Annotated in this window: 24 protein-coding genes, 1 tRNA gene and 1 pseudogene; 14 read left to right on the top strand and 12 right to left on the bottom strand. The window is 40.1% G+C overall.

The annotated features are described in order from the left end of the window. The first annotated feature begins 42 nt into the window (after nucleotides 1–42). On the top strand, nucleotides 43–384 hold the full coding sequence (locus tag AAC388_RS00955; RefSeq protein ID WP_005066878.1) for a GlpM family protein: 342 nt from the start codon (nucleotides 43–45) through the stop codon (nucleotides 382–384). Nucleotides 385–426: 42 nt separating this feature from the next. Here the strand turns inward: AAC388_RS00955 and AAC388_RS00960 are convergent, their stop codons facing one another. The 3 genes from AAC388_RS00960 to tenA form a co-directional block, all read right to left on the bottom strand. After that, the gene (locus tag AAC388_RS00960) at nucleotides 427–1,233 is read right to left on the bottom strand and encodes an SDR family oxidoreductase (protein ID WP_342371082.1); all 807 of its coding nucleotides are present in this window, start codon (nucleotides 1,231–1,233) and stop codon (nucleotides 427–429) included. Nucleotides 1,234–1,336: 103 nt separating this feature from the next. Next, on the bottom strand, nucleotides 1,337–1,708 hold the full coding sequence (locus tag AAC388_RS00965; protein ID WP_342371083.1) for a MerR family transcriptional regulator: 372 nt from the start codon (nucleotides 1,706–1,708) through the stop codon (nucleotides 1,337–1,339). A gap of 66 nt (nucleotides 1,709–1,774) precedes the next feature. Beyond that, nucleotides 1,775–2,449: a thiaminase II gene (gene tenA / locus AAC388_RS00970; RefSeq protein ID WP_057086125.1), complete on the bottom strand. Its 675-nt coding sequence runs from the start codon at nucleotides 2,447–2,449 to the stop codon at nucleotides 1,775–1,777. Between the two features lie 262 nt (nucleotides 2,450–2,711). Here tenA and AAC388_RS00975 point away from each other — a divergent pair, with 262 nt between their 5' ends. The 3 genes from AAC388_RS00975 to ssb all read left to right on the top strand — a co-directional run bounded on the left by AAC388_RS00975 (nucleotide 2,712) and on the right by ssb (nucleotide 5,945). Beyond that, a complete protein-coding gene (locus tag AAC388_RS00975; protein WP_311084372.1) occupies nucleotides 2,712–3,794 on the top strand; it encodes a DUF475 domain-containing protein in 1,083 nt (360 codons plus the stop codon). A gap of 147 nt (nucleotides 3,795–3,941) precedes the next feature. Then, nucleotides 3,942–5,306 carry an MFS transporter gene (locus tag AAC388_RS00980; RefSeq protein ID WP_003654007.1) on the top strand — a complete coding sequence of 455 codons (1,365 nt, stop codon included), beginning with the start codon at nucleotides 3,942–3,944 and terminating at the stop codon, nucleotides 5,304–5,306. 51 nt (nucleotides 5,307–5,357) lie between these two features. Beyond that, nucleotides 5,358–5,945: a single-stranded DNA-binding protein gene (ssb, locus tag AAC388_RS00985; protein ID WP_005066890.1), complete on the top strand. Its 588-nt coding sequence runs from the start codon at nucleotides 5,358–5,360 to the stop codon at nucleotides 5,943–5,945. A 40-nt stretch (nucleotides 5,946–5,985) separates the two neighbouring features. On the opposite strand, the gene AAC388_RS00990 is transcribed toward ssb, so the two are convergent. Both AAC388_RS00990 and AAC388_RS00995 read right to left on the bottom strand, forming a co-directional pair. Continuing rightward, nucleotides 5,986–6,309, bottom strand: a complete 324-nt coding sequence (locus AAC388_RS00990; protein WP_002117414.1) for an AzlD domain-containing protein — start codon at nucleotides 6,307–6,309, stop codon at nucleotides 5,986–5,988. Further along, nucleotides 6,306–7,001 carry an AzlC family ABC transporter permease gene (locus AAC388_RS00995; protein ID WP_342371084.1) on the bottom strand — a complete coding sequence of 232 codons (696 nt, stop codon included), beginning with the start codon at nucleotides 6,999–7,001 and terminating at the stop codon, nucleotides 6,306–6,308. The genes AAC388_RS00990 and AAC388_RS00995 overlap by 4 nt, the downstream gene beginning before the upstream one ends. Nucleotides 7,002–7,069: 68 nt before the next feature. Between AAC388_RS00995 and AAC388_RS01000 the strand changes: the two genes are divergently transcribed. Next, nucleotides 7,070–7,618 (top strand): XRE family transcriptional regulator, encoded by a 549-nt coding sequence (locus AAC388_RS01000; RefSeq protein WP_002117406.1) that lies wholly within the window; start codon nucleotides 7,070–7,072, stop codon nucleotides 7,616–7,618. Between the two features lie 305 nt (nucleotides 7,619–7,923). Next, complete coding sequence (locus AAC388_RS01005) at nucleotides 7,924–9,366, top strand: amino acid permease (RefSeq protein ID WP_069141301.1); 1,443 nt, start codon at nucleotides 7,924–7,926, stop codon at nucleotides 9,364–9,366. Between the two features lie 65 nt (nucleotides 9,367–9,431). On the opposite strand, the gene AAC388_RS01010 is transcribed toward AAC388_RS01005, so the two are convergent. Further along, nucleotides 9,432–10,931 carry a PLP-dependent aminotransferase family protein gene (locus AAC388_RS01010; protein WP_311087232.1) on the bottom strand — a complete coding sequence of 500 codons (1,500 nt, stop codon included), beginning with the start codon at nucleotides 10,929–10,931 and terminating at the stop codon, nucleotides 9,432–9,434. Nucleotides 10,932–11,087: 156 nt separating this feature from the next. Here AAC388_RS01010 and gabT point away from each other — a divergent pair, with 156 nt between their 5' ends. Next, nucleotides 11,088–12,380, top strand: a complete 1,293-nt coding sequence (gene gabT / locus AAC388_RS01015) for a 4-aminobutyrate--2-oxoglutarate transaminase (protein ID WP_342371085.1) — start codon at nucleotides 11,088–11,090, stop codon at nucleotides 12,378–12,380. Next, nucleotides 12,377–13,825, top strand: a complete 1,449-nt coding sequence (locus tag AAC388_RS01020) for an NAD-dependent succinate-semialdehyde dehydrogenase (protein WP_342371086.1) — start codon at nucleotides 12,377–12,379, stop codon at nucleotides 13,823–13,825. The genes gabT and AAC388_RS01020 overlap by 4 nt, the downstream gene beginning before the upstream one ends. A gap of 105 nt (nucleotides 13,826–13,930) precedes the next feature. Here AAC388_RS01020 and AAC388_RS01025 read toward each other — a convergent pair whose 3' ends face one another. Both AAC388_RS01025 and ycaC read right to left on the bottom strand, forming a co-directional pair. After that, the gene (locus AAC388_RS01025) at nucleotides 13,931–14,905 is read right to left on the bottom strand and encodes a LysR substrate-binding domain-containing protein (RefSeq protein WP_342371087.1); all 975 of its coding nucleotides are present in this window, start codon (nucleotides 14,903–14,905) and stop codon (nucleotides 13,931–13,933) included. Between the two features lie 20 nt (nucleotides 14,906–14,925). Continuing rightward, a complete protein-coding gene (gene ycaC / locus AAC388_RS01030) occupies nucleotides 14,926–15,552 on the bottom strand; it encodes an isochorismate family cysteine hydrolase YcaC (RefSeq protein WP_000046156.1) in 627 nt (208 codons plus the stop codon). Nucleotides 15,553–15,829: 277 nt separating this feature from the next. Here ycaC and AAC388_RS01035 point away from each other — a divergent pair, with 277 nt between their 5' ends. The 4 genes from AAC388_RS01035 (at nucleotide 15,830) to AAC388_RS01050 (ending at nucleotide 19,705) form a co-directional block, all read left to right on the top strand. Continuing rightward, a complete protein-coding gene (locus tag AAC388_RS01035) occupies nucleotides 15,830–16,702 on the top strand; it encodes a pirin family protein (RefSeq protein WP_342371088.1) in 873 nt (290 codons plus the stop codon). Nucleotides 16,703–17,143: 441 nt separating this feature from the next. Next, the gene (locus AAC388_RS01040) at nucleotides 17,144–18,442 is read left to right on the top strand and encodes an FAD-dependent oxidoreductase (protein ID WP_197738960.1); all 1,299 of its coding nucleotides are present in this window, start codon (nucleotides 17,144–17,146) and stop codon (nucleotides 18,440–18,442) included. 4 nt (nucleotides 18,443–18,446) lie between these two features. Continuing rightward, nucleotides 18,447–19,274: a methyltransferase domain-containing protein gene (locus AAC388_RS01045; protein WP_342371089.1), complete on the top strand. Its 828-nt coding sequence runs from the start codon at nucleotides 18,447–18,449 to the stop codon at nucleotides 19,272–19,274. An 8-nt stretch (nucleotides 19,275–19,282) separates the two neighbouring features. Further along, on the top strand, nucleotides 19,283–19,705 hold the full coding sequence (locus AAC388_RS01050) for a GFA family protein (RefSeq protein ID WP_233733919.1): 423 nt from the start codon (nucleotides 19,283–19,285) through the stop codon (nucleotides 19,703–19,705). 534 nt (nucleotides 19,706–20,239) lie between these two features. On the opposite strand, the gene AAC388_RS01055 is transcribed toward AAC388_RS01050, so the two are convergent. Beyond that, on the bottom strand, nucleotides 20,240–20,623 hold the full coding sequence (locus AAC388_RS01055) for a hypothetical protein (protein ID WP_202744883.1): 384 nt from the start codon (nucleotides 20,621–20,623) through the stop codon (nucleotides 20,240–20,242). A gap of 160 nt (nucleotides 20,624–20,783) precedes the next feature. On the opposite strand from AAC388_RS01055, the pseudogene AAC388_RS01060 reads away from it, so the two are divergent. Next, nucleotides 20,784–20,930: pseudogene (locus AAC388_RS01060) on the top strand (hypothetical protein). Between the two features lie 3 nt (nucleotides 20,931–20,933). Here the strand turns inward: AAC388_RS01060 and AAC388_RS01065 are convergent. Together AAC388_RS01065 and AAC388_RS01070 are read right to left on the bottom strand one after the other, a co-directional pair. Continuing rightward, nucleotides 20,934–21,009 (bottom strand) — tRNA-Thr (locus AAC388_RS01065). A 124-nt stretch (nucleotides 21,010–21,133) separates the two neighbouring features. Then, a complete protein-coding gene (locus AAC388_RS01070) occupies nucleotides 21,134–22,378 on the bottom strand; it encodes an MFS transporter (RefSeq protein ID WP_342371090.1) in 1,245 nt (414 codons plus the stop codon). Between the two features lie 140 nt (nucleotides 22,379–22,518). Here AAC388_RS01070 and AAC388_RS01075 point away from each other — a divergent pair, with 140 nt between their 5' ends. Continuing rightward, a complete protein-coding gene (locus AAC388_RS01075) occupies nucleotides 22,519–23,439 on the top strand; it encodes a LysR family transcriptional regulator (protein WP_329760139.1) in 921 nt (306 codons plus the stop codon). On the opposite strand, the gene AAC388_RS01080 is transcribed toward AAC388_RS01075, so the two are convergent. Further along, nucleotides 23,436–24,323, bottom strand: a complete 888-nt coding sequence (locus tag AAC388_RS01080; RefSeq protein WP_342371091.1) for a DMT family transporter — start codon at nucleotides 24,321–24,323, stop codon at nucleotides 23,436–23,438. The two genes, AAC388_RS01075 and AAC388_RS01080, sit on opposite strands and share 4 nt — an antisense overlap. Between the last annotated feature and the right edge of the window lie 167 nt (nucleotides 24,324–24,490).

Below are 24,490 nucleotides of genomic sequence, written 5' to 3' on the forward strand. Positions count from 1 at the left end.
ATACAGCGTTTTGAAATGGAAATGACCAGATAGGATCAGCGCATGTGGGCGTTATTTTTAAAGTGTATGTTAGGGGCTGGGGTTGTCCTCATTATTTCGATTTTATCGAAAAGTAAGGCCTTTTACATTGCAGGTTTAGTCCCACTTTTTCCTACCTTTGCTTTAATTGCTCATGTGATTGTTTTTCAGCAAAAAGGAGCCGAAGCATTACAAAAAACGGCTCTGTTTGGTCTATGGTCACTTATTCCTTATGCCATTTATTTAGTTGTTGTTTATGTGCTGGCAACACGAATGTCGATGTGGTCTTGTCTAGGATTAGCAACTCTATGTTGGGTCGTAGCTGCGGCAGGTTTAATTTATGGCTGGCAGCTATTTCAACATTAAAAGATTAAGAGAAATCCCTTAATCTTTTAAATTGAACTATTTTTATGAATGCTCAACAACACGGGTTTTGAGCATACCTTCAACTAAATTAATCATCTTTTGGCGAGAAAGAATTCGGGGCAATTGAGACGTCAAATAGTTGCTACATCCCACCACAACTGTTGCTTTATTCTTATCTAATGCTTTAACCGTTGCAGACACAACGTCCTCAACTGTAGAGCTTTTCATACCACTCGTATCGGCATTTGCGACCTGAGTAAAATTGGTTTGGGTATTGCCCGGACAAACCGCCAGAAATTTAACTCCTGAAGAGCCGTATTCTCCTGCAAGAGCCTCAGTAAATTGCAATACATAAGATTTAGTTGCCCCATACACAGCAATATAAGGCAGAGGTTGAAACGCACCTGTAGATGAAATATTAATCATGATGCCTTTTTTGTTCGCAAGCATGTGGGGCAAAAATAAATAACATAAAGACGTTACACTGCTGATATTTAGCGTAATCATTTCTTGATAGGTAGATACAGATTGATCTAGAAACTTCGTCCATTTTCCAAATCCTGCGTTGTTAATTAAAATCTCTACCGTTAATTTTCTCGCCTGCACTTCATCAAATAAGCTTTGAGCTGAATTGGGTTGAGCTAAATCTAAAACGATCACCTCAACATTCACGTTATATTTTTTGCTAAGTTCATCGGCTAAATCATTCAGCTTCTGTTCGGAGCGTGCCGTTAAAATCAGGTGAATTCCTAAAGACGCAAGTTCTTGAGCATAGGCTTTGCCTATTCCTGAAGATGCGCCTGTAATTAATGCTGTTGAATTTTTAAATGAAGAAAGGTGAGTGCTCATTTTATTTATCCGTAATAAAAGAAGCTATTACCATAAACCTTGTCCCTAAGGGCAGAGTCAAGCACTCATTTTGAAAGCTATTTTCAGATTTTAATAAACTGTTTTAAGCAGAAATCTTATTGGTAATATAAGTTTGAATAATCTCATCTTCTAGTTGTTTTAGATCTTTCTGCAAACGGCTTAAAGCTTCTTTTTGCTCAATAATTTGTTGGTTCTTTTTTTGAATAAGCTGCTGTGCATTTTCTACAGGAAAACGATTATTTTTATATTTTAAAGCTGACAGGTCATAAAGCTCAGAAAGGCTAAATCCAACAGCTTGTGCAAGGCGAATCATCTTAACCGATTGAACATCAATCTCTTCATAAATACGATAATTGCCTTTTCTTTTTGCGACTGGTAGTAAGCCTAATTTCTCATAATGCCGAATGGCCTTAGGAGTGGCTCCAGTCAAAGCCGCTAATTCGCCGATATACATATCTGTCTCGCATTTTATTGAAAATCGATCAGGCTATTAAGTGCACTGACCGATTCTTTTGAAGTTTTAAATCTGATCTAAACCTAACCACTGTCTCTGGTGATAGGCACTATCCCAAAATAACCACTCAAGTTTTGCACCCATCGTATAGGCTGCATGCATTTTTTCTAAAGTATCTGCATCACAACGTGCTGCAACTTTATCTACCGTCGCAATCACATTACGAACAGCTGTATGGAACTCTTCACCTGCATAGGTATCAATCCATGCTTGGTAAGGGTTATTCGGAATTGATTTATTTACAATATCTTTACCGACTTCGGCATAAATCCAGAAGCAAGGTAAAAGCGCAGCAAGTACAACGGGGTAGCTCTCAGACCAAGCAGTTGCTGTTAAAAATGAAGTGTAGTGGTGACCTGCCAAAGTTAATGGTGTATTTTTAAATTCTTCTTTGGTTACCCCAAAGTTTTTCATGAAGTCATCATGCAAACTACGCTCCACCACAATCGCAATTTTAGCTGCATCTGAAAATTGCATAATATCATCAGCCTCAAACGCCTTAGCTGCTGCAACCGCAAGCACACGACCATAGGCCACTAAATATTGAGCATCTTGAATAACATAATGACAAAAAGCTTCTTTATCTAAAGTACCGTTAGCAAGTTCCTGATTAAAAGGCAGGTCTAGAATTTTTTGATATAAATTTAAATTACGTTGCCAAAGTTCTTGAGAAAAAAGCATAAAAACATTCCATTTAAATTAAGACAGCTGAACCAGATTTTAAATCAATTTTAAAATACAAAAATAATAATGATAGATATATCGAAAGAAAATATTTAATACGATTAATGATTTAATTAAATATTATAAATTTCTTTATTAAACAGAGAGATAAAGTAAAGGGAATAACGGCACAAAACAACATCGTTTTGTGGTTAATTATCGATATAATAGCGGCGGTTTTTAAGAAAGATTAAATTTATTCTTGGTATAGGTCTGATCCATGAAGCATTTCCGATTTTCGATATTTTTTACGGTGGTGTGTTTAGCACTATCCGCGTATTGGGGTTTTACCCATGGACCTGAAGCGGGCGTGTCTACCATGCTTAAAGCTTTAACCATTACAGCCATTTTAGCTGTAATGGAGGTCTCTTTATCTTTTGACAATGCTGTCGTAAATGCATCGGTTCTACGTAACTGGGATCCGTTCTGGAAAATGCTCTTTTTAACGGTAGGTATTTTAATCGCCGTTTTTGGTATGCGTTTAATTTTCCCAGTGGCGATTGTTGCCGTGACTGCGGATATGGGAATGATTGAGGTGGCTAAATTAGCACTCAACGATCCAAAAACGTATTCTGAACGTTTAATGGCCCACCACGCCGAGATTTCTGCTTTTGGTGGAACATTCCTATTATTGGTTTTCTTAAACTTCTTCTTTGATGAGGAAAAAGAAACTCATTGGTTCAGATGGCTTGAAGCTAAACTTTCTAGCTTAGCTAGCGTACCTGCAATGTCTGTTTTTATTGCCCTAATCGCGATGTTAATTATGGCAGCAAATGTTGATGAATCGCAGCGCCTTGTTGTGACTATGGCTGGTATTTGGGGCATTGTGGTTTATATTGGTGTAGAAGTATTAAGCCATATGTTAGGCGGTGAACCTGAAATTGATGAAGATGGCAACGCCATTATGAAAGATGGATCAGGCGCTTCTTCTGGTGTAGTTAAAGCGGGTATCGGTGGTTTCTTATATCTAGAAGTATTAGATGCATCTTTTAGTTTTGACGGTGTGATTGGTGCATTTGCAATTACGAGTGATGTTGTCGTGATTATGCTTGGTCTTGCAATTGGTGCTATTTTTGTCCGTTCAATGACAGTTTATCTTGTTGAAAAAGGCACGCTAGATGCTTATGTGTTCTTAGAACATGGTGCACATTATGCAATTGGTGCTTTAGCATTCATTATGATTGCAAGTGGTACAGGCGTACATGTACCAGAAGTGGTAACAGGTTTAATTGGTGTAGCATTTATTGTTTGGGCTGTATTTGCCTCAATTCAATATAGTAAACGCCATCCACATTCGTCTTAAGCTAATTTTCAGTAAAGATGTTTAAAATAAAGAGGCTAAATGCCTCTTTATTTTTTTAAGCTGAAATCGTTAATTTAAATAAGGTGTCCCGTATTTTTAGAAACGAATCGGCTTATAATTTGCCTAGTTTGATAAACGTGTATTGATATGATGAATGCTTTGGAACGTCGCTCAACTTTTGCCTTAAGTAGTATTTTTGCGCTACGCATGTTGGGTTTGTTCATGATTATTCCTGTCTTTTCTGTAGTCGGGCAGTCATATCAATATGCGACTCCAGCACTCATTGGTTTGGCTGTGGGCGTCTATGGTTTAAGTCAGGCTATTTTACAGATTCCATTTAGCTTACTTGCTGACCGTTTTAGCCGGAAACCTCTCGTGGTGCTTGGCTTGTTACTCTTTGCTATTGGTGGTGCAATTGCCGGGTTATCTGACACGATTTATGGTGTGATTATTGGCCGTGCCATAGCTGGTGCAGGGGCTGTTTCAGCAGTCGTGATGGCGCTTTTAGCCGATGTTACGCGTGAAGAGCAGCGCACTAAAGCCATGGCTGCCATGGGCATGAGTATTGGTTTGTCTTTTGTGGTGGCTTTTAGTCTTGGACCTTGGCTCACAAGCATTGTGGGTATTTCAGGCCTATTCTTTGTCACGACAATTATGGGCTTAATCGCGATTTTGATGCTCTTGCTTGTACCTAAAGTGACTCGTCATCATCGTAATTATCAGCAAGGCTACATGGCACAGCTTAAGCAAGTCATCCAAATGGGTGACTTAAACCGTTTGCATGTCTCGGTTTTTGCACTGCACTTACTGCTTACCGCCATGTTTATTTATGTGCCTTCACAGCTTATTGAGTTTGCACATATTCCTTTAGCCAGTCATGGTCTGGTTTATTTGCCACTCTTGGTTATTAGCCTATTCTTTGCATTTCCAAGCATTATCGTGGCTGAAAAATATCGCAAAATGCGAGGTATTTTCTTAACGGCAATTACAGGGATTATTGCAGGTTTGCTGTTACTCATATTTGGTTATCAATCAAAATATGTATTACTCGCAGGCCTAGGTATTTTCTTTATTGCCTTTAATGTGATGGAAGCATTATTGCCATCGTGGTTATCAAAATGTGCGCCAATCCAGTCAAAAGCGACGGCTATGGGTGTAAATGCCAGTAGTCAGTTTTTAGGTGCTTTTTTTGGTGGCACACTAGGTGGTCAATTATTGATGTTACATAATACTGCGATTGGATGGAGTGTCTTAACAGGGATTGCTATAATATGGTTGCTAATTAGTTTTGGTTTAGCTCAGCCGCGGTATTTGTCATCTATTGTGTTGCCATTGCCGCAAGTGCAACAGGTGAATGAGTGGACCACACAGCTATTGGCAATTCGTGGTATAGAAGAAGTTGTGGTAATGCCTGACCAGCAAGTTGCTTATATTAAAGTCGATAAACAGTCACTTGATGAGGCTGCGCGACGTGATTTAACGCAGTTGTTCGGTAAAGAGGTAGCCATTTAAGCATAACTCTTATAAAGTAAAACATAGAAATGTATAGGATGAAGACAGCTAATGCGTGGTGTAAATAAGGTTATTTTGGTTGGTACTTTGGGTCGTGATCCTGAAACAAAAACCTTTCCAAATGGGGGTTCGCTGACTCAATTTTCAATCGCGACAAGTGAAGCTTGGACTGATAAAAATACCGGTGAACGTAAAGAACAAACAGAATGGCACCGTATTGTTTTGCATAACCGTTTAGGGGAAATTGCTCAGCAGTTCTTGCGTAAAGGTTCTAAGGTTTATATTGAAGGTTCACTACGTACGCGTCAGTGGACAGACCAAAATGGCCAAGAGCGTTACACTACAGAAATTCGTGGCGACCAGATGCAAATGTTAGATGCTCGTCAACAAGGTGAACAAGGTTTCGCTGGCGGTAATGATTTTAATCAACCACGTTTTAACGCACCTCAACAAGGTGGTAATGGTTATCAAAACAATAACAACCAAGGTGGCGGCTATGGCCAAAACAGCGGTGGTTATGGTAACCAAGGTGGTTTCGGTAATGGTGGAAGCAACCCTCAAGCGGGTGGTTTTGCTCCTAAAGCGCCACAACAACCGGCTTCTGCACCAGCTGACTTAGACGACGATTTACCGTTCTAATCAAAGTTGCAAAAAAGGCGAGATAAACTCGCCTTTTTTATTATTCAATGCCAAGCAAACGTATCAGTGCCGTGCCAGCAGCTGCCAAGCAAATCACCAATAACAGCGGTACTTTTTTCCAAACCAAGAACAGTGCTAAGCCAACACCAAATATACGCGCGAACCCGGCAAAATGTTGACCTTCAAAAAATGTTGTCGTCACTGCAATCGCACAGAGCAAAACAGTCGCACCGTTTGAGAGTAAAACTTGGTATTTTTCAGAAAATGAGAACTTGGCACCCAAATGAAAACCAGCGAAACGAATCCCATACGTTCCAAGTGCTAGCAAGCCGATACCTAAAATAATTAGTAATTGTTGACTCATTTCTTTCTACCAAATATCAAGCCAAAAAGTGAAATCAGAATTGGAAGTCCTGAGGCCAAAAAAGGTGTAGTGATCAGCGCTAAAGTTGATCCGGCAAATGCAGCTTTTCGAGTAGATTTATTCTTTAAAGCATTAAAAGTAAGTGCAATTAAAATCGCTGGGAAAATGGCATCTAAGCCAAATGTTTTCGGGTCTGGAATAGCACTTCCAATGAAATAACCCGCCGTTACACCCAGTGGCCAACTCAGCATAATGCATATACCACATAACCAGTAAGCGGCTTTTTTTGTTTCAAAATCGGGCTGTGCCATACCAAACAAAACGCTTTCATCGTTCATGATATGAGCCCCGAAATATCGAGAATATTTGCCACGGATTAGTTCATTGACCGCAATACCAAAAGGTAGATGTCTTAAATTGACGAGTAGTCCTGCAATCGCTGCTGCAATTGGGCTACCACCTACAGCCAAGAAACCAATAAAAATAAATTCAGCAGTTCCTGCGAGCACAAACACGGATAGACAAAGCGGGATCCAGAGCGCTAAGCCATAACTTGCAGCGAGTGAGCCTAAAGACATACCAACGACACTCGTCGCTAGACACACAAAGAAAATCGAGCGGGTAGTGTCTTTATTAAGTTTTTTAATCAGAGTGTATGTGGACATAGCATGATATAGCGAACGATTTTCCATTATAATGAATAAGTCTGATCGTTTTGTCAAAACGAACGATCGTTTTTTTTATAGAACGGATGTGGTGAATGTCTCAGCCAATCGAAATTATTGCCAAAGGTTTAACGCGTGAACGTCAAAGAGCAGGGCTTTCATTGGCAGAGGTTGCTCGTCGTGCAGGTGTTGCCAAATCGACTCTTTCACAATTAGAAGCGGGCCAAGGTAACCCTAGCATTGAAACCTTATGGGCACTTTGTGTGGCGCTCAATATTCCATTTGCACGGTTGATGGAAGAACCAAGCAATCAGGTACAAGTGATTCGCTGTGGCGATGGGCCAACAGTGAGCTCAGAGATTGCCAATTACAAAGCAATTTTGCTGGCGACTTGTCCACCCCATGCCCGTCGAGATGTTTATTTACTGATTGTTGAGCCAGGCGAAGACCGTCTTTCAGAGCCGCATCCAGTTGGTTCTGTGGAGCATATTATTGTGGTTGAAGGTAAAGCTTTGGTGGGCTTAATTGATGAAGCTGTTGAGCTTGGTGTGGGCGACTATATTTGTTATCCAGCTGACCAGAAACATATATTTAGAGCATTGGAAACAGGCACAAAGGCATTATTAATTTCTGAACAAAACTAAAGAAAGTCAATCTGATTAAAATAAAAACTAAAAGCCATTTACCAGCATCCCCTACAAAAAGGGCCAATTTTGCGTATAAATTTTGCAATTGGCTCTCTCTTTTATTACAAAAATGGCTCTCGTTTCTTGAGTGCCGAAACGACAAATTAAAGCTATTGGAAGTATGCATACGGAAGCGCCGGATAAGCTCAGTGAATTTTCTGTTTTAGGAATTGAGCAGAACGGCTAAATTTTTAGGGGATATTTTTTGGCTTCGGAGGATTTCCGAGACTAGCCGATATCCTCCATATATTAAGGAAAATGATATGGCAGCTCATCAAAATGGTTCTGAAGCCAATCACTCCCAAAGTTTAAAACATGGACTCAAATCACGCCACTTAACGATGATCTCGATTGCAGGGGTTATTGGTGGTTCTCTATTCGTCGGCTCAGGTAGTATTATTTACAATACCGGACCTGTAGTTTTCTTAACTTACGCTTTAGGTGGTCTACTCGTTTGGTTCATCATGCGTATGTTAGGCGAGATGGCCGTTTTAAACCCTGATAGTGGCTCTTTTTCAACTTATGCTGACCGTGCGATTGGCCGTTGGGCAGGTTTCTCAATTGGCTGGTTGTACTGGTGTACACTGGCCATGCTCATGGGGTGGGAAGCTTATGTGGCAGGTAAAATTCTAAACAATTGGTTCCCGTTTATACCGATCTGGGTCTATATGGTCGTAGTGATTGGTGCACTGGTTGTCGTTAATTTACAAAACGTGAAAAACTATGGTGAATTTGAGTTTTGGTTCGCCCTCATCAAAGTCATCGCGATTGTTATTTTCCTTGTGATTGGTAGTTTAGCCATCATGCATTTGTGGCCTTGGGGTAATCCGGCTGCTTCTGGTATTAGTAATTTAACCTCTCAAGGCTTTATGCCAAATGGTGGCTCATCCGTTATCACAGCTTTGCTTGGAGTCATGTTTGCCTACATTGGTGCTGAAATTGTTACGGTAGCGGCAGCAGAGTCGGCAAATCCATCGAAAGAAATTCGTAAAGCATCAAACTCGGTGGTTTGGCGAATTATTTTATTCTACGTTGGTTCAATGTTCGTTGCGGTATGTCTTATTCCTCACAACAATGAACTTTTGAAAGATTCAACTTGGGGAACCTATAGCGTAACGTTGTCTGCACTGGGCATTCCAGGGGCGCGCCATATCGTAAACTTTGTGGTTCTAACCTCGGTATGTAGTTGCTTTAACTCAGCTCTTTATACTTGTTCACGTATGTTGTTCTCTTTGGCTAAACGTGGTGATGCACCGAAAAGTTTTGGCTCTGTAAACAGTAAAAGCAGTCCTTGGGTGGGCGTGATTGTGTCATGCTTCTTCTCTGTAATTGCCGTGATTTTAACTGCAACCGAGAGTATGAATGTTTATGACTTTTTCATGCTAACAACAGGTGCAGCCACACTCTATGTTTACCTGACTATTGCTTATTCTCAGCTTCGTATGCGTAAAAAATTAGAGGCTGAAGGCGTAAAAATTGACTTTAAAATGTGGATGTTCCCTTATCTAACTTATGTGGTGATTTTTGCAATTATTGGTGCAATTCTTACCATGTTGATTGAAGGCACCTATTTTAAAGAAGTGATTTACACCACAGCGCTGTTTGGCATTATTGTGTTCTTCGGATTATTGTCTGAAAAACTGGGTTGGGGTAAAGATCGTCGCGCAACCCATTTAACTCATAGTCATGAAGAAAAGTTAGTTTAAATTTTTAAATAAAAAAGAGCCTCACTGTGAGGCTCTTTTTTATTTGGCTTAGTACGAGGAAACACTTAATTCAGCGTAGGCACGCCTGCTTCACGTAAGCATTGAAGCAAGACGCCAAAAGCCATCACCATATCTTTTTCATTTACGCAGGCAAAGCCCATAAGCAGTCCACGTTCGGCATGTGCATGCGACTGCATGTAGTACTGAGACAGTGGTCGAACTTTGACACCACGTTCAAGCGCAGTTGCCGCAATCGCGACATCATCGCAAGAGTTTGGAAGTTTTAAAACCAGATGTAACCCTGCGGCTTCATCATATTCATGAATAAATTCGGGGCCAAGGTAGCGTTGAATTAAGCTCACCAAGTAGTCGCGGCGCTTGCCATAGAGTAGGCGCATACGGCGAATATGCGCTTCGTAATGACCTTCACGAATAAATTCAGCTAGAGCTTTTTGCTCAAGCAAATGGCCCCCACGATAAAGCTCGGCTGCCACAATGCGTAATGGTGAAAATAACGGCTTAGGTACGACCAAATAACCAATTCTTAAAGATGGATAAATGGTTTTACTAAATGTGCCCATGTACAGCACAGGCGCATCATTTTCTAAGCCTTGTAAAGACGGATACGGTTGACCTGAGAAACGGAATTCACTGTCATAGTCATCTTCGACAATCCAGCTATTATGTTGACGAGCAATTTCAATCAGTTTCCGTCGTCGATCTAGGCTTAAATGTGAACCCAGCGGATATTGATGTGATGGTGTGACAAAAATGAGCTTAGGCGGCTTTGCCGGATTTTCTTCAGGAATAATACCTTCTGCATCTACAGGCATCGGTTGAATATCGAGGCCATTAATCCGTAAGGTATTACGCATTCCCCAATAAGCAGGATCTTCAAGCCAGATTCGATCACCAATATCACTGAGTGCACGCGAGACTAAGTCGATCGCTTGGTGAATGCCTTCGGTAATAATAATCTGGTCTGCATCGCACTGAACCGAACGTGCAACACGTAAGTAATCTGCCAAAGCACTTCGAAGCTCGATACAGCCACCAGCATTGCTGTAAATCAGGCGGTTAATGTCCGGTTCGCGGCTTAAGCGTGCTTGAATACGACTAAAAATATGATGTGGAAACTCTGTTACATCGGGCGCCCCTGGCACAAAAGCTCCCCATTGGTGTGGCGACGCTGCTGCATAACCTAATAAGTTAGAACCACGCTGCGAAAGGGCATAAGAGCTTTGAACTTTCGGGCTTGAAACCGCTTTTTTCTTATTTTGAGTATTTAAAAAACTCTCTGGTAATTTTTCGGCAACCCATGTGCCGTGTCCTGTACGGGCTTCTAAGTAGCCTTCAGCTTGTAGCTGTTCGTAGGCTGTAAGCACTGTATTTCTAGAAACATGAATTTCACTGGCTAAGTCGCGTGACGCAGGTAGACGAGTCTTGGGCTGGATGACTCCATCAATAATGGCACCACGCAGGCAACGGAAAAGGCGTTGATGTAGTTTCCCTTCAGTGTCCTGTTGGAGTCGTTGTAGCAAATGATCTCCAAGTAAACTACGCAATTGGCTCTCTCCTACAGTTAAAAAGTGGCTCTCGTCAGTTGGCGTCAGACGAGCGAAATTACATGCATAGGCAGTCGTTGTAAAGCACCCTGAAAATTAAGCACAGGATGCAAGAAACCAAAGCTGCAACTGATGATGAAAATATGAGGGAATCAAATGGATAATCAACATTCTGCACTTAACGCACGTAAACAGCAAGCAACTCCACGTGGTGTAGGCGTGATGTGTCAGTGGTATGCGGAAAAAGCTGAAAATGCCACGCTTTGGGACAAGGAAGGCAACCAATTTATCGACTTTGCTGGTGGTATCGCGGTTTTAAATACAGGCCATCGCCACCCTAAAGTAATTGCAGCAGTAACTGAACAACTTACTAAATTTACGCATACTGCCTATCAAGTAACACCTTATGAAAGCTATGTGACTTTGGCTGAACGTATTAATGAGCGCGCGCCAATTGCTGGTCCTGCGAAGTCAGCGTTTTTCACAACAGGTGCAGAAGCAGTTGAAAATGCGGTGAAGATTGCTCGTTCTTATACAGGTCGTCACGGCATTATTACTTTTGGTAACGGTTTCCACGGTCGTTCATTTATGACTATGGCAATGACAGGTAAAACTGCGCCTTACAAACGTGATTTTGGTGTAATGCCAGCGGGTGTGTTCCACGCACGTTATCCAGTACCTGCTAAAGGCATTTCAGTAGACGCAGCAATTGAAAGCGTTGAAGATATTTTCAGTGAAGATATTGCACCACATGATGTTGCGGCAATCGTACTTGAGCCAGTACAAGGTGAGGGCGGTTTCAATGTGGTACCAGCTGAGTTCTTAAAACGTTTACGTTCAATTTGCGATAAACATGGCATTTTACTGGTTGCTGACGAAGTGCAATCAGGTTTTGCCCGTACTGGTAAATTATTCGCAATGAACTATTACGAGACTAAAGCAGACTTAATTACGATGGCGAAAAGCTTAGGTGGCGGTTTCCCTATTTCGGGTGTTGTAGGCCGTGCAGAAGTCATGGATGCACCAAACCCAGGTGGTCTAGGCGGTACTTACGCAGGTAGCCCGATTGCGGTTGCAGCTGCGCATGCCGTGATTGACGCGATTGAAGAAGAGAACTTGTGCGACCGCGCAAATGAACTAGGTGCTGAGTTAGTCGCTACCCTTAAAGATATTCAACAAGCAACAGGCGACGTTGTAACTGATATTCGTGCTTTAGGTTCAATGGTTGCAGTAGAGCTTGAAACGGCTGAACAAGCAAAAGTTGTACAAAACTATGCAATGGAAAACGGGTTGTTACTTCTTACTTGTGGTAAATACGGTAATGTAATTCGTTTCTTATATCCATTAACCATTCCTGCTGAACAATTCCGTCAAGGCCTTGATATCTTAAAACAAGGTTTTGCAACTCTAAAAGCAGGTAGTGCAAAAGCAATGGAGCAATCTGCATGATTCAAAATAATTTGCAGTATTTATTAAAACATCCTGATATTTCATTAGAAGCACCTGCTTCAAATGACTATATCGAGGTGAATGATGCTGCTACGGGTGAAACTTTGGCATGGGTAAAAACCTATGACCGTGCAGGGGTTGAAGCCGCAATTAATCGTTCGGCAAAAGCGCAAACTGCTTGGAAAAAGCAAACTGCCTTGGCGCGTGCTGATGTGTTATTGGCATGGTACAACCTCATGCTTGAGCACAAAGAAAACCTAGCTCAAATTTTAACGGCTGAGCAAGGTAAACCATTGGCAGAAGCACGTGGTGAAATTGGTTATGCAGCATCATTCATCCGTTGGTTTGCTGAGCAAGCGCGACGTGTTGATGGTGAAGTCTTAACACCTACGTTGCCAAATCAACGTCTGCTCGTGATTAAACAAGCAATTGGTGTTACTGCTGCAATTACGCCGTGGAACTTCCCAGCTGCCATGATTACGCGTAAAGCAGGTCCAGCGATTGCTGCGGGTTGTTCAATGTTGGTTAAACCAGCAGAACAAACACCGTTAACTGCTTATGCACTTGAAGTATTGGCTTTACAGGCAGGCTTACCAGCCGATGTTTTAATTAACATTAGTGGTGATGCGGTTGAAGTTGGTAAAACACTATGTGAAAGCGATATTGTTCGTAAGTTAAGCTTCACAGGTTCAACTCAAGTTGGTCGTATCTTGATGCAACAATGTGCGCCAACCATTAAGAAACTTTCACTTGAGCTTGGTGGTAATGCACCAGTTGTGGTATTTGACGATGCCAATCTTGAACAAGCTGTTCAGGGCATTATGGCAAGTAAATATCGTAACAGCGGTCAGACTTGTGTTTGTGCGAACCGTATTTATGTTCAAGATGGTATTTACGATGCGTTGGCAGACCGTTTGGTTGAAGCTGTGTCTAAGCTGAAAGTTGGTGACGGACGTCAGGAAGGTTCAACTCAAGGGCCTTTAATTGATGAAGATGCGATTGCAAAAGTTCAGTCTCATATTGCAGATGCAACAGAGAAAGGCGCAACAGTTCGTATTGGTGGTAAGCGTTCAGCACTTGGCGGTACATTCTTTGAGCCAACAGTTTTAACTGGCGTAACGCAAGACATGAAAGTATCTAAAGAAGAAACTTTTGGTCCGCTTGCACCACTATTCCGCTTTAAAACTGAAGATGAAGCAGTGGCAATGGCGAACGATACCGAGTTTGGTTTAGCTGCTTATTTGTTTACTCAAAGCACAGCTCGTCAATGGCGCGTGGGTGAAGCACTTGAGTACGGTATGGTCGGCATTAACACGGGCGCGATTTCAAATGAAGTTGCTCCGTTTGGTGGCGTAAAACAGTCAGGTCTAGGTCGTGAAGGTTCAAAATTCGGCATCGAAGAATATGTCGAGATGAAATACCTTTGCGTAGACTTATCTGAGTAAGGAATAAAGCGAGTTCGTTTTGTTCTGAACGAAAACATACAGTTATGCTGTATGTGATGTTTCACAAAAAACCGGTCATGCCCATTCATGACCGGTTTTTTTATTTTAAGTCGATAGATAGCCATCACGGCTTTCAGGCAAACGCCTGAGTTCATCAATCAGCGTTTCAATGAGTTTTTCAACCACCAGACGCTGACCTTTTCTTGAAACATATACCAATTGCAGCGTACCAATATTCGACTTCCAGTCAGGAAGAATATGAACCAGTGTACCTTTACGAATTTCAGATTCGACGGTTAAAAAAGGAAGGTCGGCAATGCCTAAACCATCCATCACAGCATAGTAAACGCCTGCCAAATCATTACTTTTTATTCGTGGTTGGTAAGGTACATCAACCGATTCACCATTACGAATATTGCATAAATGCCAAATAGGATTTTGCTTTTGAGTACCTAAGCTAATACTTGGGAAATCTTGTAACTCAGAATAATGCTCAATAGTGCGGCCTTGTAATAATTCAGGCGAAGCCACCAGACAATGATCGGTTTTAATCACATCACGAACAATTAAATTTGAATCTTCATTGGGTTCAAAATTGGTACGAATCGCGAGGTCGATGTCATCATGCAAGATATCTACTCGACGGCTGGTTAGCTCGAGTGCGATTTCAACTTTGGGGTAGGTTTTTAAAAACTGATTTAAAATTTTTCTAATTTGAAAATGCATCATTAAAGGTGGGCAACTTACTTTTACCAGACCTTGAGGCTCACTTTTTTGCTTTAATAACACGTTTTCTGCACATTCAACTTGAGTAATAACTTTGCAGCATTCCTCATAAAACTCTTGGCCTAAATCGGTCACCTTAAAATGACGTGTTGTTCTTTGAATCAGGCTGACATTAAATTTATTTTCAAGGTCAATAATGCGTCGGCTGAGCTTAGATTTACTAATATTTTCAGCATCACTGGCTGCACTAAAGCCGCCGTGTTTTACGACTAAATAGAAATAATAAAAATCATCAAAAGAACTTATCAATGTCCGATCAATCCATTTAAATTTAAGATTAGAGCGCTTAAGCACTCTAATCTTGGCAATTGAACTTATTTTTGGCTAGTGTTGTGATTGTAGCTTGAAATCAGGTTACGGTAGTCAGGAATGTGATTTGAGAACAATGTACCCAAACCTTCGATGTCGTTACGCCAGTCACGGTGTAATTCACATGCCATACCAAACCACGTCATAAGCTGAGCACCTGCTTTTGACATACGGTCCCAAGCAGCATCACGTGTTAACTCGTTGAAAGTACCAGAAGCATCAGTAATCACAAATACTTCAAAACCTTCTGCGAGGGCAGATAAAGCTGGGAAAGCCACACAGACCTCAGTCACTACCCCTGCAATAATCAGTTGTTTTTTACCTGTCGCTTTGACAGCTTTTACGAAGTCTTCATTGTCCCAAGCGTTAATTTGACCAGGACGTGGAATAAAAGGCGCATCTGGATGAATCTCTTTTAACTCAGGAACTAAAGGACCGTTTGGACCAGTTTCAAAACTGGTTGTCAAAATCGTTGGAAGGTTGAAGTATTTTGCTGCATTCGCAACAGCAAGTACGTTGTTTTTAAATTTATCTGGATCGATATCTCGAACTAAAGAAAGCAAACCTGCTTGGTGGTCAACTAAAAGAACCGCAGCATTATCCTTGTCTAAACGCACGTAATCTTGAGCCATTTTTTATGTCCTCGTGTTATCAAAATAAATAATCAAAAATTATTGAGTAGGTCGTTATTGCCTAAAATTATGCTAGTTGAGTTTTATGTCGTGATTAAGTCTAAAAAATAGGATTAAGAATTTTAAAAATAGGACGATCTTAAAAAGAGCACATTAAATTCTATGATTGTCTCATAGATGAAATAATGTGTTGCTAATCCTGATCTATAAACTGCAATTATTGAGGCGTAAAATCAATACCAGTTCAAGAAAATCCTACATATATAGGAGAGATCAGATGAAGAAATTTCTTGGTGCATATCAAAATAACCACATGCATTGGGTGGGTGATGGTTTCCCTGTATATAACCTATTCTCTTATGACCGTTTAGGCCAAACCCTAAGCCCATTTTTGCTACTCGATTATGCAGCGCCTTATACATTCTCGCCAACGACTGAACAGCAAGGCGTAGGTTCGCATCCTCACCGTGGCTTTGAAACAGTGACCATCGCCTACCAAGGTGAAGTGACTCATAAAGACTCAAGTGGCGGCGGCGGAACCATTAAAACTGGTGATGTACAGTGGATGACTGCGGGTGCAGGCGTGTTGCATGAAGAGTTCCATTCTCCTGAATTTGCAGAGCATGGTGGTCTGTTTGAAATGGTACAATTGTGGGTAAATTTACCTGCTCATTCAAAAATGACGCCTGGAAAATACCAAGCGATTGAATCGAAAGATATTCCAGACATTGCACTAGACGAGCACGGTAGTCATTTACGTGTGATTGCAGGTGAATATGCAGATGCAAAAGGTGCTGCAACTACATTCAGTCCATTAAATGTATGGGACGGTAAATTGGTTAAAGGCCAAAAACATACCCTCTATGTACCTGAAGGTCACACCACGCTTGTTGTGATATTAGATGGTGCGGTTGTGGTCAATGATGCAAATCGTCTTGAAGGTAAAACCGTTGCGATTTTGTCTCGTGAGGGCGTTGAGTTTAGTTTAAATGCAGAAGAAGACACTAAATTTTTAGTGTTGACTGGCCAACCACTCAATGAACCAATCGAAGGTTATGGTCCATTCGTCATGAATACCAAAGCTGAGATTATGGAAGCGATTAATGATTTTAATCGTGGAAAATTCGGTTCAATCATGCAAGAAGCATAAATTGCCGAATTGCATTTGAATAACCTCTAAAAAACAAAGTAATAAAAAGCCCGCTATCAAGTGTGAATAGCGGGCTTTTTCGCTGTAAATATTCTGTTTTTATGATGGTTTTCATTGTTGTTGCGGCATTGTTTTATGTGATTTGCTTCTCATTATTATGAGTTAATAATATATTAAAAAAAGATTCTTGTAAAACAAATGATATAAAAATAGTTAAATTATCTTATTTTATTTAAAAGATTTTTTTTAAATTTTCAAAAAATATAAGGTTTTATCGGTTTCTCTGATTTTGTAAAAAAATATAAAAACTTGATCTGATTAGCAGCTAAATATTTTCTATATAAATTGATGCAAAAAATAAAAATCTGGTAGTTTTTAATACGGTGTTTTTTTGGGGTATGAGTGATAATCAAAAAAATTCTCGAAAAATGGGACATCATTTTGAATATCGCAATTATTGGCAGTGGAATGGCAGGGCTTGCGGCAGCAAGAATTCTGAAAGATGCAGGGCATACGATCACGATATTTGAAGCACTTCCTGGCCGGGGAATGGATAGCCATAGCATTGAGTTCGATGGTGGAATTATTGATGCACCGCTACGTGTGATGAATCCTCACTTATGGAAAAATACACTTAGCCTTGCTGCTCATTTAGGCATTAAAACTTTCCCAGTTCGTACTTATATGTCTTGTAGCTGGTTATTCGAAGATCGTACGGAAACATGGTTAACGACTTCTCGTAGCCGTATTGGTAATTTCCCGATTATTAATAACCGTAAAGGCATCCAGCAATATGGCTGGCGTCTTGTGAAAGGGATGTTGCAATTAAAAACTGCGATTCACCAGTTTTTCAAATCTAAAAATCAAGATATTACCCTCGCTGAATTTATTAACCAGAACGATATTGAAGAAGTATTCTGGCATGGTGTGGTTATGCCAGTGCTCTATACAATCTGTACGTGTAATCCAAAAACAATTGGCGATTGGCCTGCAAAAAACTTACTTGAGTTTTTACGTCACTTAACTGATGGCGACATGTTGTTGCGCATGAAAGGTGGCACACCAGCATTCGTAGATAGCTTGATTAAAGACATCGATATTCATAGCGGATCGGCAATTAAGAAAGTTGAGCAACAAGGCGAAAAAGTACTGGTTGAAAACAGCCAAGGTGAACAAAACTTATTTGATCGAGTGATTGTTGCAACGCCAACGTCTAAAATCGATGAGTTTTTAAATCCTGAACAGTTTGCAGAAGATATGAACTTGCTTAAGCAATTCCGCTTTGAACAAGGCGATCTTGTGATTCATACCGATGCGACAGTCATGCCGCCACGCCGTAAAGACTGGTCAGTGCTGAGCTACATGATGGACCGTAAGTTTACGCGTCAGCAATTTACAGTTTGGATGAATGCGGTTGAACCAACACTCGTAGGTAAAAATCCTGTATTCCAGACTTGGCGTCCAGTGGTTGATATTGACCCTAAAAAAGTTATTTCAAAAGTGACTTTAACGCGTGCGGTTGTAGACTCGCAAACGGTTGCTTTAAACAAAGAATTGCAACAACGTCATTTAGACCCAAACCGTAAAGTATTCTACTGTGGTTCATGGTCATGCGATGGCTTGCCAATTTTAGAGTCAGCAGTGACTTCTGCCATGCATATTGCTGAAATTTTAGGTGCACCTTTACCATTTGTAGGCTTAAAACCTAAGGTCGAAGTTGCCCCAGAACTCGGCTACTAAAATTGTGAAAACAAAAGTTCGAGCAGCTCTCTCTCGATTCATTCCTCATAAATATGCAATTGATGCATCAAGCTTAGGGGATGATCAAGAGCTTGCTTGGACAAATTTGGGTTTTTGGAAAAATACCCAAAACTACCGTGAAGCTTGTTGCCAATTGGCTGACCATTTGGCACAGGCTGTCAATTTAAATTCAAAAGATCATCTCTTAGATTTAGGCTGCGGACAGGGTGCAAGTTTGTTGCACTGGTTACAGCATTATCAGCCTAAAAGCCTCAGTGCAGTTGACTTACAAGCCCAATGTGTCCATAAAATTCAAAAGCTTATTCCCGAAATAAGCCAGATTTTCTGTGGTTCATTTTTAAATTTAAAACAATTTGAATTTAAACATTGCTTCGATGTGGTGTTGTGTATCGATGCCGCTTATCACAGCAATTTAAATTCATTTCTAGATTCCATCGCTCCAGTTTTAAATTCAAAAGGACGATTAGGTTTTCACTATCTAATGCGTGCCGATTCATGTCAAAACATGACCGCTCTACAAGAACGAAAGCATCGTTATTTATTCAAAGCAGCAAATGTTGCTTGGAATGCTGTGCCAAATGAAAAAATGCTCAGAACTACCTTGGAACAACAAGGTTTTGTCGATATTCAAATTGAAGATTTATCTGAGCATGTGTTACTCGGTTTTTCGCAATATATTCAAAATCAACAAGGACAAAAGCAAAGCCGAGGATTGGCAAATTTTAAAATTCAAATGACTGCAAAGTTATGCCAACAACTCTACCAAAATGGATATGTACGCTATATTCAAATCACAGCAATAAAAAAATAGGATGAGCCATGTCAGCCAAATATCAAGGATCGTGTTTGTGTGGAGCTGTGAGCTACCAAAGTGAAGCGGAGCCACGTTATAGCTTTAATTGCCACTGTCGAGATTGTCAAAAGGCCACAGGTTCAGCATATGCACCAATTGCTTTTTTTCACCAATCTGAATTGAAAGTAAGTGGTGAACTTAAATATTTTGAGACTTTAGGGTCTTCTGGCCGATCTATTAAAAGAGCGTTTTGTCCGACGTGTGGTTCTCAGCTTTTTGGCTTACCTGAAATTGCCCCTGAAATGATTTCAATACGTGCAGGTACTTTAGATGACCCGAGTCTCTACCAGCCTAGAGCAGAGGTGTTTGTGAGCCAAGCCTATGCTTGGGATACGCTCAACCCAAATCTTAGACATTTTGAAAAAATGATAGAGAAGAGCAAGAAATAAAGCTTAGTTAAAAAAGCCAAATATCCCTAAAATAATCACTAAAGTAAGGCTACCAATAGCTAGAAATAATATAGTTTTTCTATATTTTAGCTGCGGCATTTTACTTACAATGAAAATAAGGCAGGCGAGTATGAGCGCTAAGGGCTGAAAAATATTTGATGGCAAAGTAAACATCTCGTTCCTTGTTATTTTAAATTTATTTTAGAAATAAAGTAATAATCTCATTATATCGTCTTCTTATTTAATTGACGAACAGAACTTGTTTATAAATTCATATTTTTATTTCAATGATAGTAAATCAAGTTTTAAATTTAAAAGAACCATGTACGCTTTTTCGTACATACATTCGGGAAATTGGCGTCTTTTTATGACGTGATGAATTGCCTATGATGAACTCATCAGGAACAGGAAGTTTCGAAACGTAAAACAACAATAATAAGTTTAAGCATCAGGACGTGAGGTATTACAGGAAGTGTACCTAGTAACGAAATACGAAAAAAGCCCAACAGGATGTTGGGCTTTTTTCATTTCTTATTAACGAATTTCTTTACCGCCTAAGGCAGCACAGTTAAAAGGTGTATTCCATTTCACAGCAGTACCTGTGAGTACTGGGCGAACAATACGCCAAGGCCAGAAGCCAAATCTTTGGCTTTGGTGATAATTAATTACCACATCTGCACCATATTTACGGGCAACGTTAGCTAATTTAGGTTTTACTTCTTCAAAGCCACCATAGGTTCCTTTCGCGGCTTTAATACGTTTAATAGATTTATAGTGCTCTGCTGAAGGAGTACCTTCAATTAAGCAAATGGGTGGGTTTGTAGTGGTTTGAATTTGAGGTTGAGATGTAGTTTCTTGAGCATATGTTGTTAAAGGGAATGCTAGAAATAAAGCAGGTAAAATAAAACGAAGTTTCATACTTTTCCGTATTGGTATCTTAATGAATTAAAGTTTATAAAATAGGTCTTATTTATATGACCTTATTTGGTGGCGCATTATAATCTTATCTTTTTCATATTTCTTATTTTAAAATTATATTTTTTTATAAATTAAGAACGCATATTTTTCTGTTAAAAGAATAAATTGGCTTTAGAAAAAATATTTTGAAGCTCGAGTTTATAATAAAATTTTAGGTAAATACCTTCATTCAAAACAGTATGAATATACTATGCCTAAAACCACAGACAACAAAAAACCCCATAAATCAAATATTCATGAGGTTTAATGATGGTGCCGGCACACGGATTCGAACTGTGGACCTACTGATTACAAGTCAGTTGCTCTACCAACTGAGCTATGCCGGCAACGTGGAGTGAATTTTACAGTTTCTTAAAAAAATTACAAGCCAAAAAATGAGCATTTAAATTTTTTCATATCATTTTTAAATTCTCATAGGGTTTAGCCTGAAAAAGTTAGGGTTTCAACACATTAATGCGCTTTTGCGTGTTTTGTATAAATTACTAAAAATATTCCAAGTAATGACAGTACAACAGTTAAGCCTACAATGGCACTCCAACCACCGTGCAGCCAGAACCAACCGCCTGCCGAACCAACAATACTTGAACCCATATAGTAAAACAGTAAGTACAGTGAACTAGCATGTGCTTTAGCTTGTTTGCTTTCGGCTCCCACAGAACTACTTGTAAGTGAGTGGGTAATAAAGAAACCCGTAGTAATAAATGCAATACCAATAATAATGCCGAAAAGAGAAGTGAGCAGGGTCATAAGACTACCCACAATCATGAGTGCAAAACCACTCATCATCATGGTTTTTTTACCCAAGCGATCGGCTAAGCTACCTGCCAACGATGAAGACACCATGCCAAAGCTATACGACAAGAAAATAAGGCTAATTTGCGTCTGACTGAGTGAATAAGGTGCGCCGCTTAAACGGAAAGTGGCATAGTTAAACAAGGTCACAAACACACTAGTGAGCAAGAACCCAATGGCAAACAGGCGTAATAATTTTGTATTGCTTAAATGGGCGCGCCACATTTGCATGTGAAAATCTAAATTTAGCCCTTTTTTCTGTACAAAATTACGTGAAACAGGCAGTAGTTTTAAAAAGGCAATTGAGCAAATAAAACAGATTGCTCCAAGTAAGCCTAAAGCAGCTCGCCACGAAAAATATTCAACCAAAATACCCATACCGACACGGCCCATCATGCCACCAAAAGCCGTACCTGCAATATATAAACCCATGGTTTTACCTAGGTGTTCAGGTGCAATTTCTTCGGCAATCCATGCCATTGTCACTGCGGGAACACCACCGAGCAGCAAACCTTCTAATGCACGTGCCATCAGTAAACTGTGCCAGTTAGGGGTAAACATTGAAATAATATTTAAAATTGCTGCACACAGCATTGATGTAAAAATTACACCGCGACGGCCAAGAGCTTGTGAAAAGGCACTTGATAGTACAATCGAAATTGCTAAAAAAGCAGTCGTTAATGACAGTGCTAAAGAGCTACTCGCAGGGCTAATCCGGAAGCTTTGGCTAAATGCGGGCAGGAGTGGCTGTACACAATAAATCAGTGAGAAACTGGCAAAACCTACGAGGAATAAAGCAAATCCTGCGTGTTTATAGGCTTTAGTCCCTTTGTGAATCCACTCACGGGAAAGAACAGAAGTTGCCTCAGTACTTAAGGTACTGGGTGTAGATGAAGAACTCATATCATGACCATGACAGAAAGAAAGTGCAGTGCTTTGGGGGCATACTGCATCGAGAAAATTCGATAAATTAAAATTAGCAATTTGAGTGGTATTTTTCTAATATATTTAACAATGGGTCATGATATGTTTTGTATATAGCGATGGAACTCAGACATATACGCTACTTTTTAGCGGTAGCAGAAGAAAAAAACTTTACCAAAGCTGCGCAACGCTTAAACATGAGCCAGCCGCCTTTAAGCATGCAAATACGAGACTTAGAAGAAGAGCTAGGTGCAGATTTATTTATTCGATCACCTCATGGGGTAGAGCTGACCGAAGCGGGGCTTGCCTTTTTAAATGCAATTCAGCCAGTACAGCAGCGTGTAGAAGATGCAGCGAGCTTAGTTAAACAAGTGGCAAATGGCGAAGTGGGTCAACTACGATTAGGTTTTACTGGCACTTCAATGCTGAACCCTCTCATTCCTAAATGTGTTCGCTATTTCCAGCAGCAATACCCGAAAGTGAATTTAAAACTTGAAGAAGCCAACACCTTACTACTCATCGATTTATTGCTTGAAGACCGCTTAGATGTCGCGATTATTCGCTCACCACGCAACATTCCAGATAGTCTCATTCTTCAAGAATTATTAGCAGAACCACTCATTGCGGCTTTACCTTCAGAGTCTTTTCAACTCGACGATGCATCACCAGAAATTGATTTAACGGCACTCCGAGAGCTTGATTTTATTGTCTCGCCACCATCCATTAGTGCAGGGCTTTTTGATGCGATTAAACAAGCCTGTCATGAGCGTGGTTTTGAACCGAAAATTGGACAAAATGCCCCGCAAATTGTGTCCATTTTATCGTTGGTGTCTGCAAATTTAGGGGTGTCTTTGGTTCCTGAGTCGACTAAACAATTGCAAATACAGGGTGTGGCTTATCGGTCTTTAAAAGCACCTGTACCTATGGTGGGTTTAGGGCTTGCTTATAAAAAACATAACCCTTCGCAAATGGCAATTAATTTTGCCAGTGTGGTGCAAGTGGCTTGTCACCATGCCAACGAAATAGATGAAATCGGCTAGTTTGATTTTGGCGTTCTGTTCATTAAAAAGATGCCTAAAATAATAAAAATCGCGCCATATAAAAACGATAAAGTCGGCTGTTCATGAATGAAAACCCAAGCCATAAGCGCTGCGAAAATCGGTTCAGAAAGCTCGGTCACCTGTACCTTGGCCGCACTCATATAAGACAATGCTTTGGTGGTGCAGAAAAAGCCGAGTATGGTCGGCAGCACAGCTAAACCAACTAAGCCTAAAACAATGTCACTATTAAAATTAATGCTGTGAAAATTAATTAAAAATGGAACTGCAAGATAAACGCTACCAAACAGCAGTAAGTATTTAGTGAGAAACAGCCCGCCGTTTAATTTGAACTTTTTTACTAAAACCGAAAATAAGCCATAACCCGTGCCTGCAATAGAAGCATTGATCAGCATTAAAAGGCTATTTTCACCTTTCCATGAAATAATACTAATCCCCGCAACCGCCAATAATGTTCCAATAAGAGAATGAATGTAGATGCTTTCTTTTAAAATGAATCGACCAAAAAATAGGGCAGAGATGGCAGCCGAAGCCATGAGTACCACTACCACATTAGCCGCAGCACCGTGGTTATAGGCAATGGTTTCGAAAAAGAATAAAGAGAAAATCCCTAAAAAAGCACATATGGCAATTTGAGCAAAAATGCTGATTTTACTTGGCGTGCTGCTAATAAAAGCAATCTTTTGGCTAACAGGCACTTTAAATAAAAATACACTTAAAAAGAAAAAGGCGATAATGGTTTTTAAAAAGGCAATGTCTTGTGGGTTTAAACCACTATGCATGAGTAATTTACTAATTACACCAATAGAGGCATTGAGTGCAGCTGCACAAAGCGCAAATAGGCTTCCAATAATTAGATTATTCACTCTTATAATTCTTCCTAAGTTTTACGCATGCAGTCTACAATATTTTTTGGATGAATATTCAACAAAAATAACCAATTAACGCCTAATATTTTCAATGATTTATTTTGAATTGATTTAATAAATTTTTATTTAAGACTAAAGGCATTCTATAGACTTTTGTTTCAAAT

This window comes from Acinetobacter sp. D009, from assembly GCF_038562025.1.
In the GTDB taxonomy this organism is placed as follows: domain Bacteria; phylum Pseudomonadota; class Gammaproteobacteria; order Pseudomonadales; family Moraxellaceae; genus Acinetobacter; species Acinetobacter pittii.

Bases quoted from the DNA above. Each gene is read 5' to 3' on its own strand.
- AAC388_RS00955 (WP_005066878.1), top strand. From the start codon at position 43: ATGTGGGCGTTATTTTTAAAGTGTATGTTAGGGGCTGGGGTTGTCCTC.
- AAC388_RS00960 (WP_342371082.1), bottom strand. From the start codon at position 1,233: ATGAGCACTCACCTTTCTTCATTTAAAAATTCAACAGCATTAATTACA.
- AAC388_RS00965 (WP_342371083.1), bottom strand. From the start codon at position 1,708: ATGTATATCGGCGAATTAGCGGCTTTGACTGGAGCCACTCCTAAGGCC.
- tenA (WP_057086125.1), bottom strand. From the start codon at position 2,449: ATGCTTTTTTCTCAAGAACTTTGGCAACGTAATTTAAATTTATATCAA.
- AAC388_RS00975 (WP_311084372.1), top strand. From the start codon at position 2,712: ATGAAGCATTTCCGATTTTCGATATTTTTTACGGTGGTGTGTTTAGCA.
- AAC388_RS00980 (WP_003654007.1), top strand. From the start codon at position 3,942: ATGATGAATGCTTTGGAACGTCGCTCAACTTTTGCCTTAAGTAGTATT.
- ssb (WP_005066890.1), top strand. From the start codon at position 5,358: ATGCGTGGTGTAAATAAGGTTATTTTGGTTGGTACTTTGGGTCGTGAT.
- AAC388_RS00990 (WP_002117414.1), bottom strand. From the start codon at position 6,309: ATGAGTCAACAATTACTAATTATTTTAGGTATCGGCTTGCTAGCACTT.
- AAC388_RS00995 (WP_342371084.1), bottom strand. From the start codon at position 7,001: ATGGAAAATCGTTCGCTATATCATGCTATGTCCACATACACTCTGATT.
- AAC388_RS01000 (WP_002117406.1), top strand. From the start codon at position 7,070: ATGTCTCAGCCAATCGAAATTATTGCCAAAGGTTTAACGCGTGAACGT.
- AAC388_RS01005 (WP_069141301.1), top strand. From the start codon at position 7,924: ATGGCAGCTCATCAAAATGGTTCTGAAGCCAATCACTCCCAAAGTTTA.
- gabT (WP_342371085.1), top strand. From the start codon at position 11,088: ATGGATAATCAACATTCTGCACTTAACGCACGTAAACAGCAAGCAACT.
- AAC388_RS01020 (WP_342371086.1), top strand. From the start codon at position 12,377: ATGATTCAAAATAATTTGCAGTATTTATTAAAACATCCTGATATTTCA.
- ycaC (WP_000046156.1), bottom strand. From the start codon at position 15,552: ATGGCTCAAGATTACGTGCGTTTAGACAAGGATAATGCTGCGGTTCTT.
- AAC388_RS01035 (WP_342371088.1), top strand. From the start codon at position 15,830: ATGAAGAAATTTCTTGGTGCATATCAAAATAACCACATGCATTGGGTG.
- AAC388_RS01050 (WP_233733919.1), top strand. From the start codon at position 19,283: ATGTCAGCCAAATATCAAGGATCGTGTTTGTGTGGAGCTGTGAGCTAC.
- AAC388_RS01055 (WP_202744883.1), bottom strand. From the start codon at position 20,623: ATGAAACTTCGTTTTATTTTACCTGCTTTATTTCTAGCATTCCCTTTA.
- AAC388_RS01070 (WP_342371090.1), bottom strand. From the start codon at position 22,378: ATGAGTTCTTCATCTACACCCAGTACCTTAAGTACTGAGGCAACTTCT.
- AAC388_RS01075 (WP_329760139.1), top strand. From the start codon at position 22,519: ATGGAACTCAGACATATACGCTACTTTTTAGCGGTAGCAGAAGAAAAA.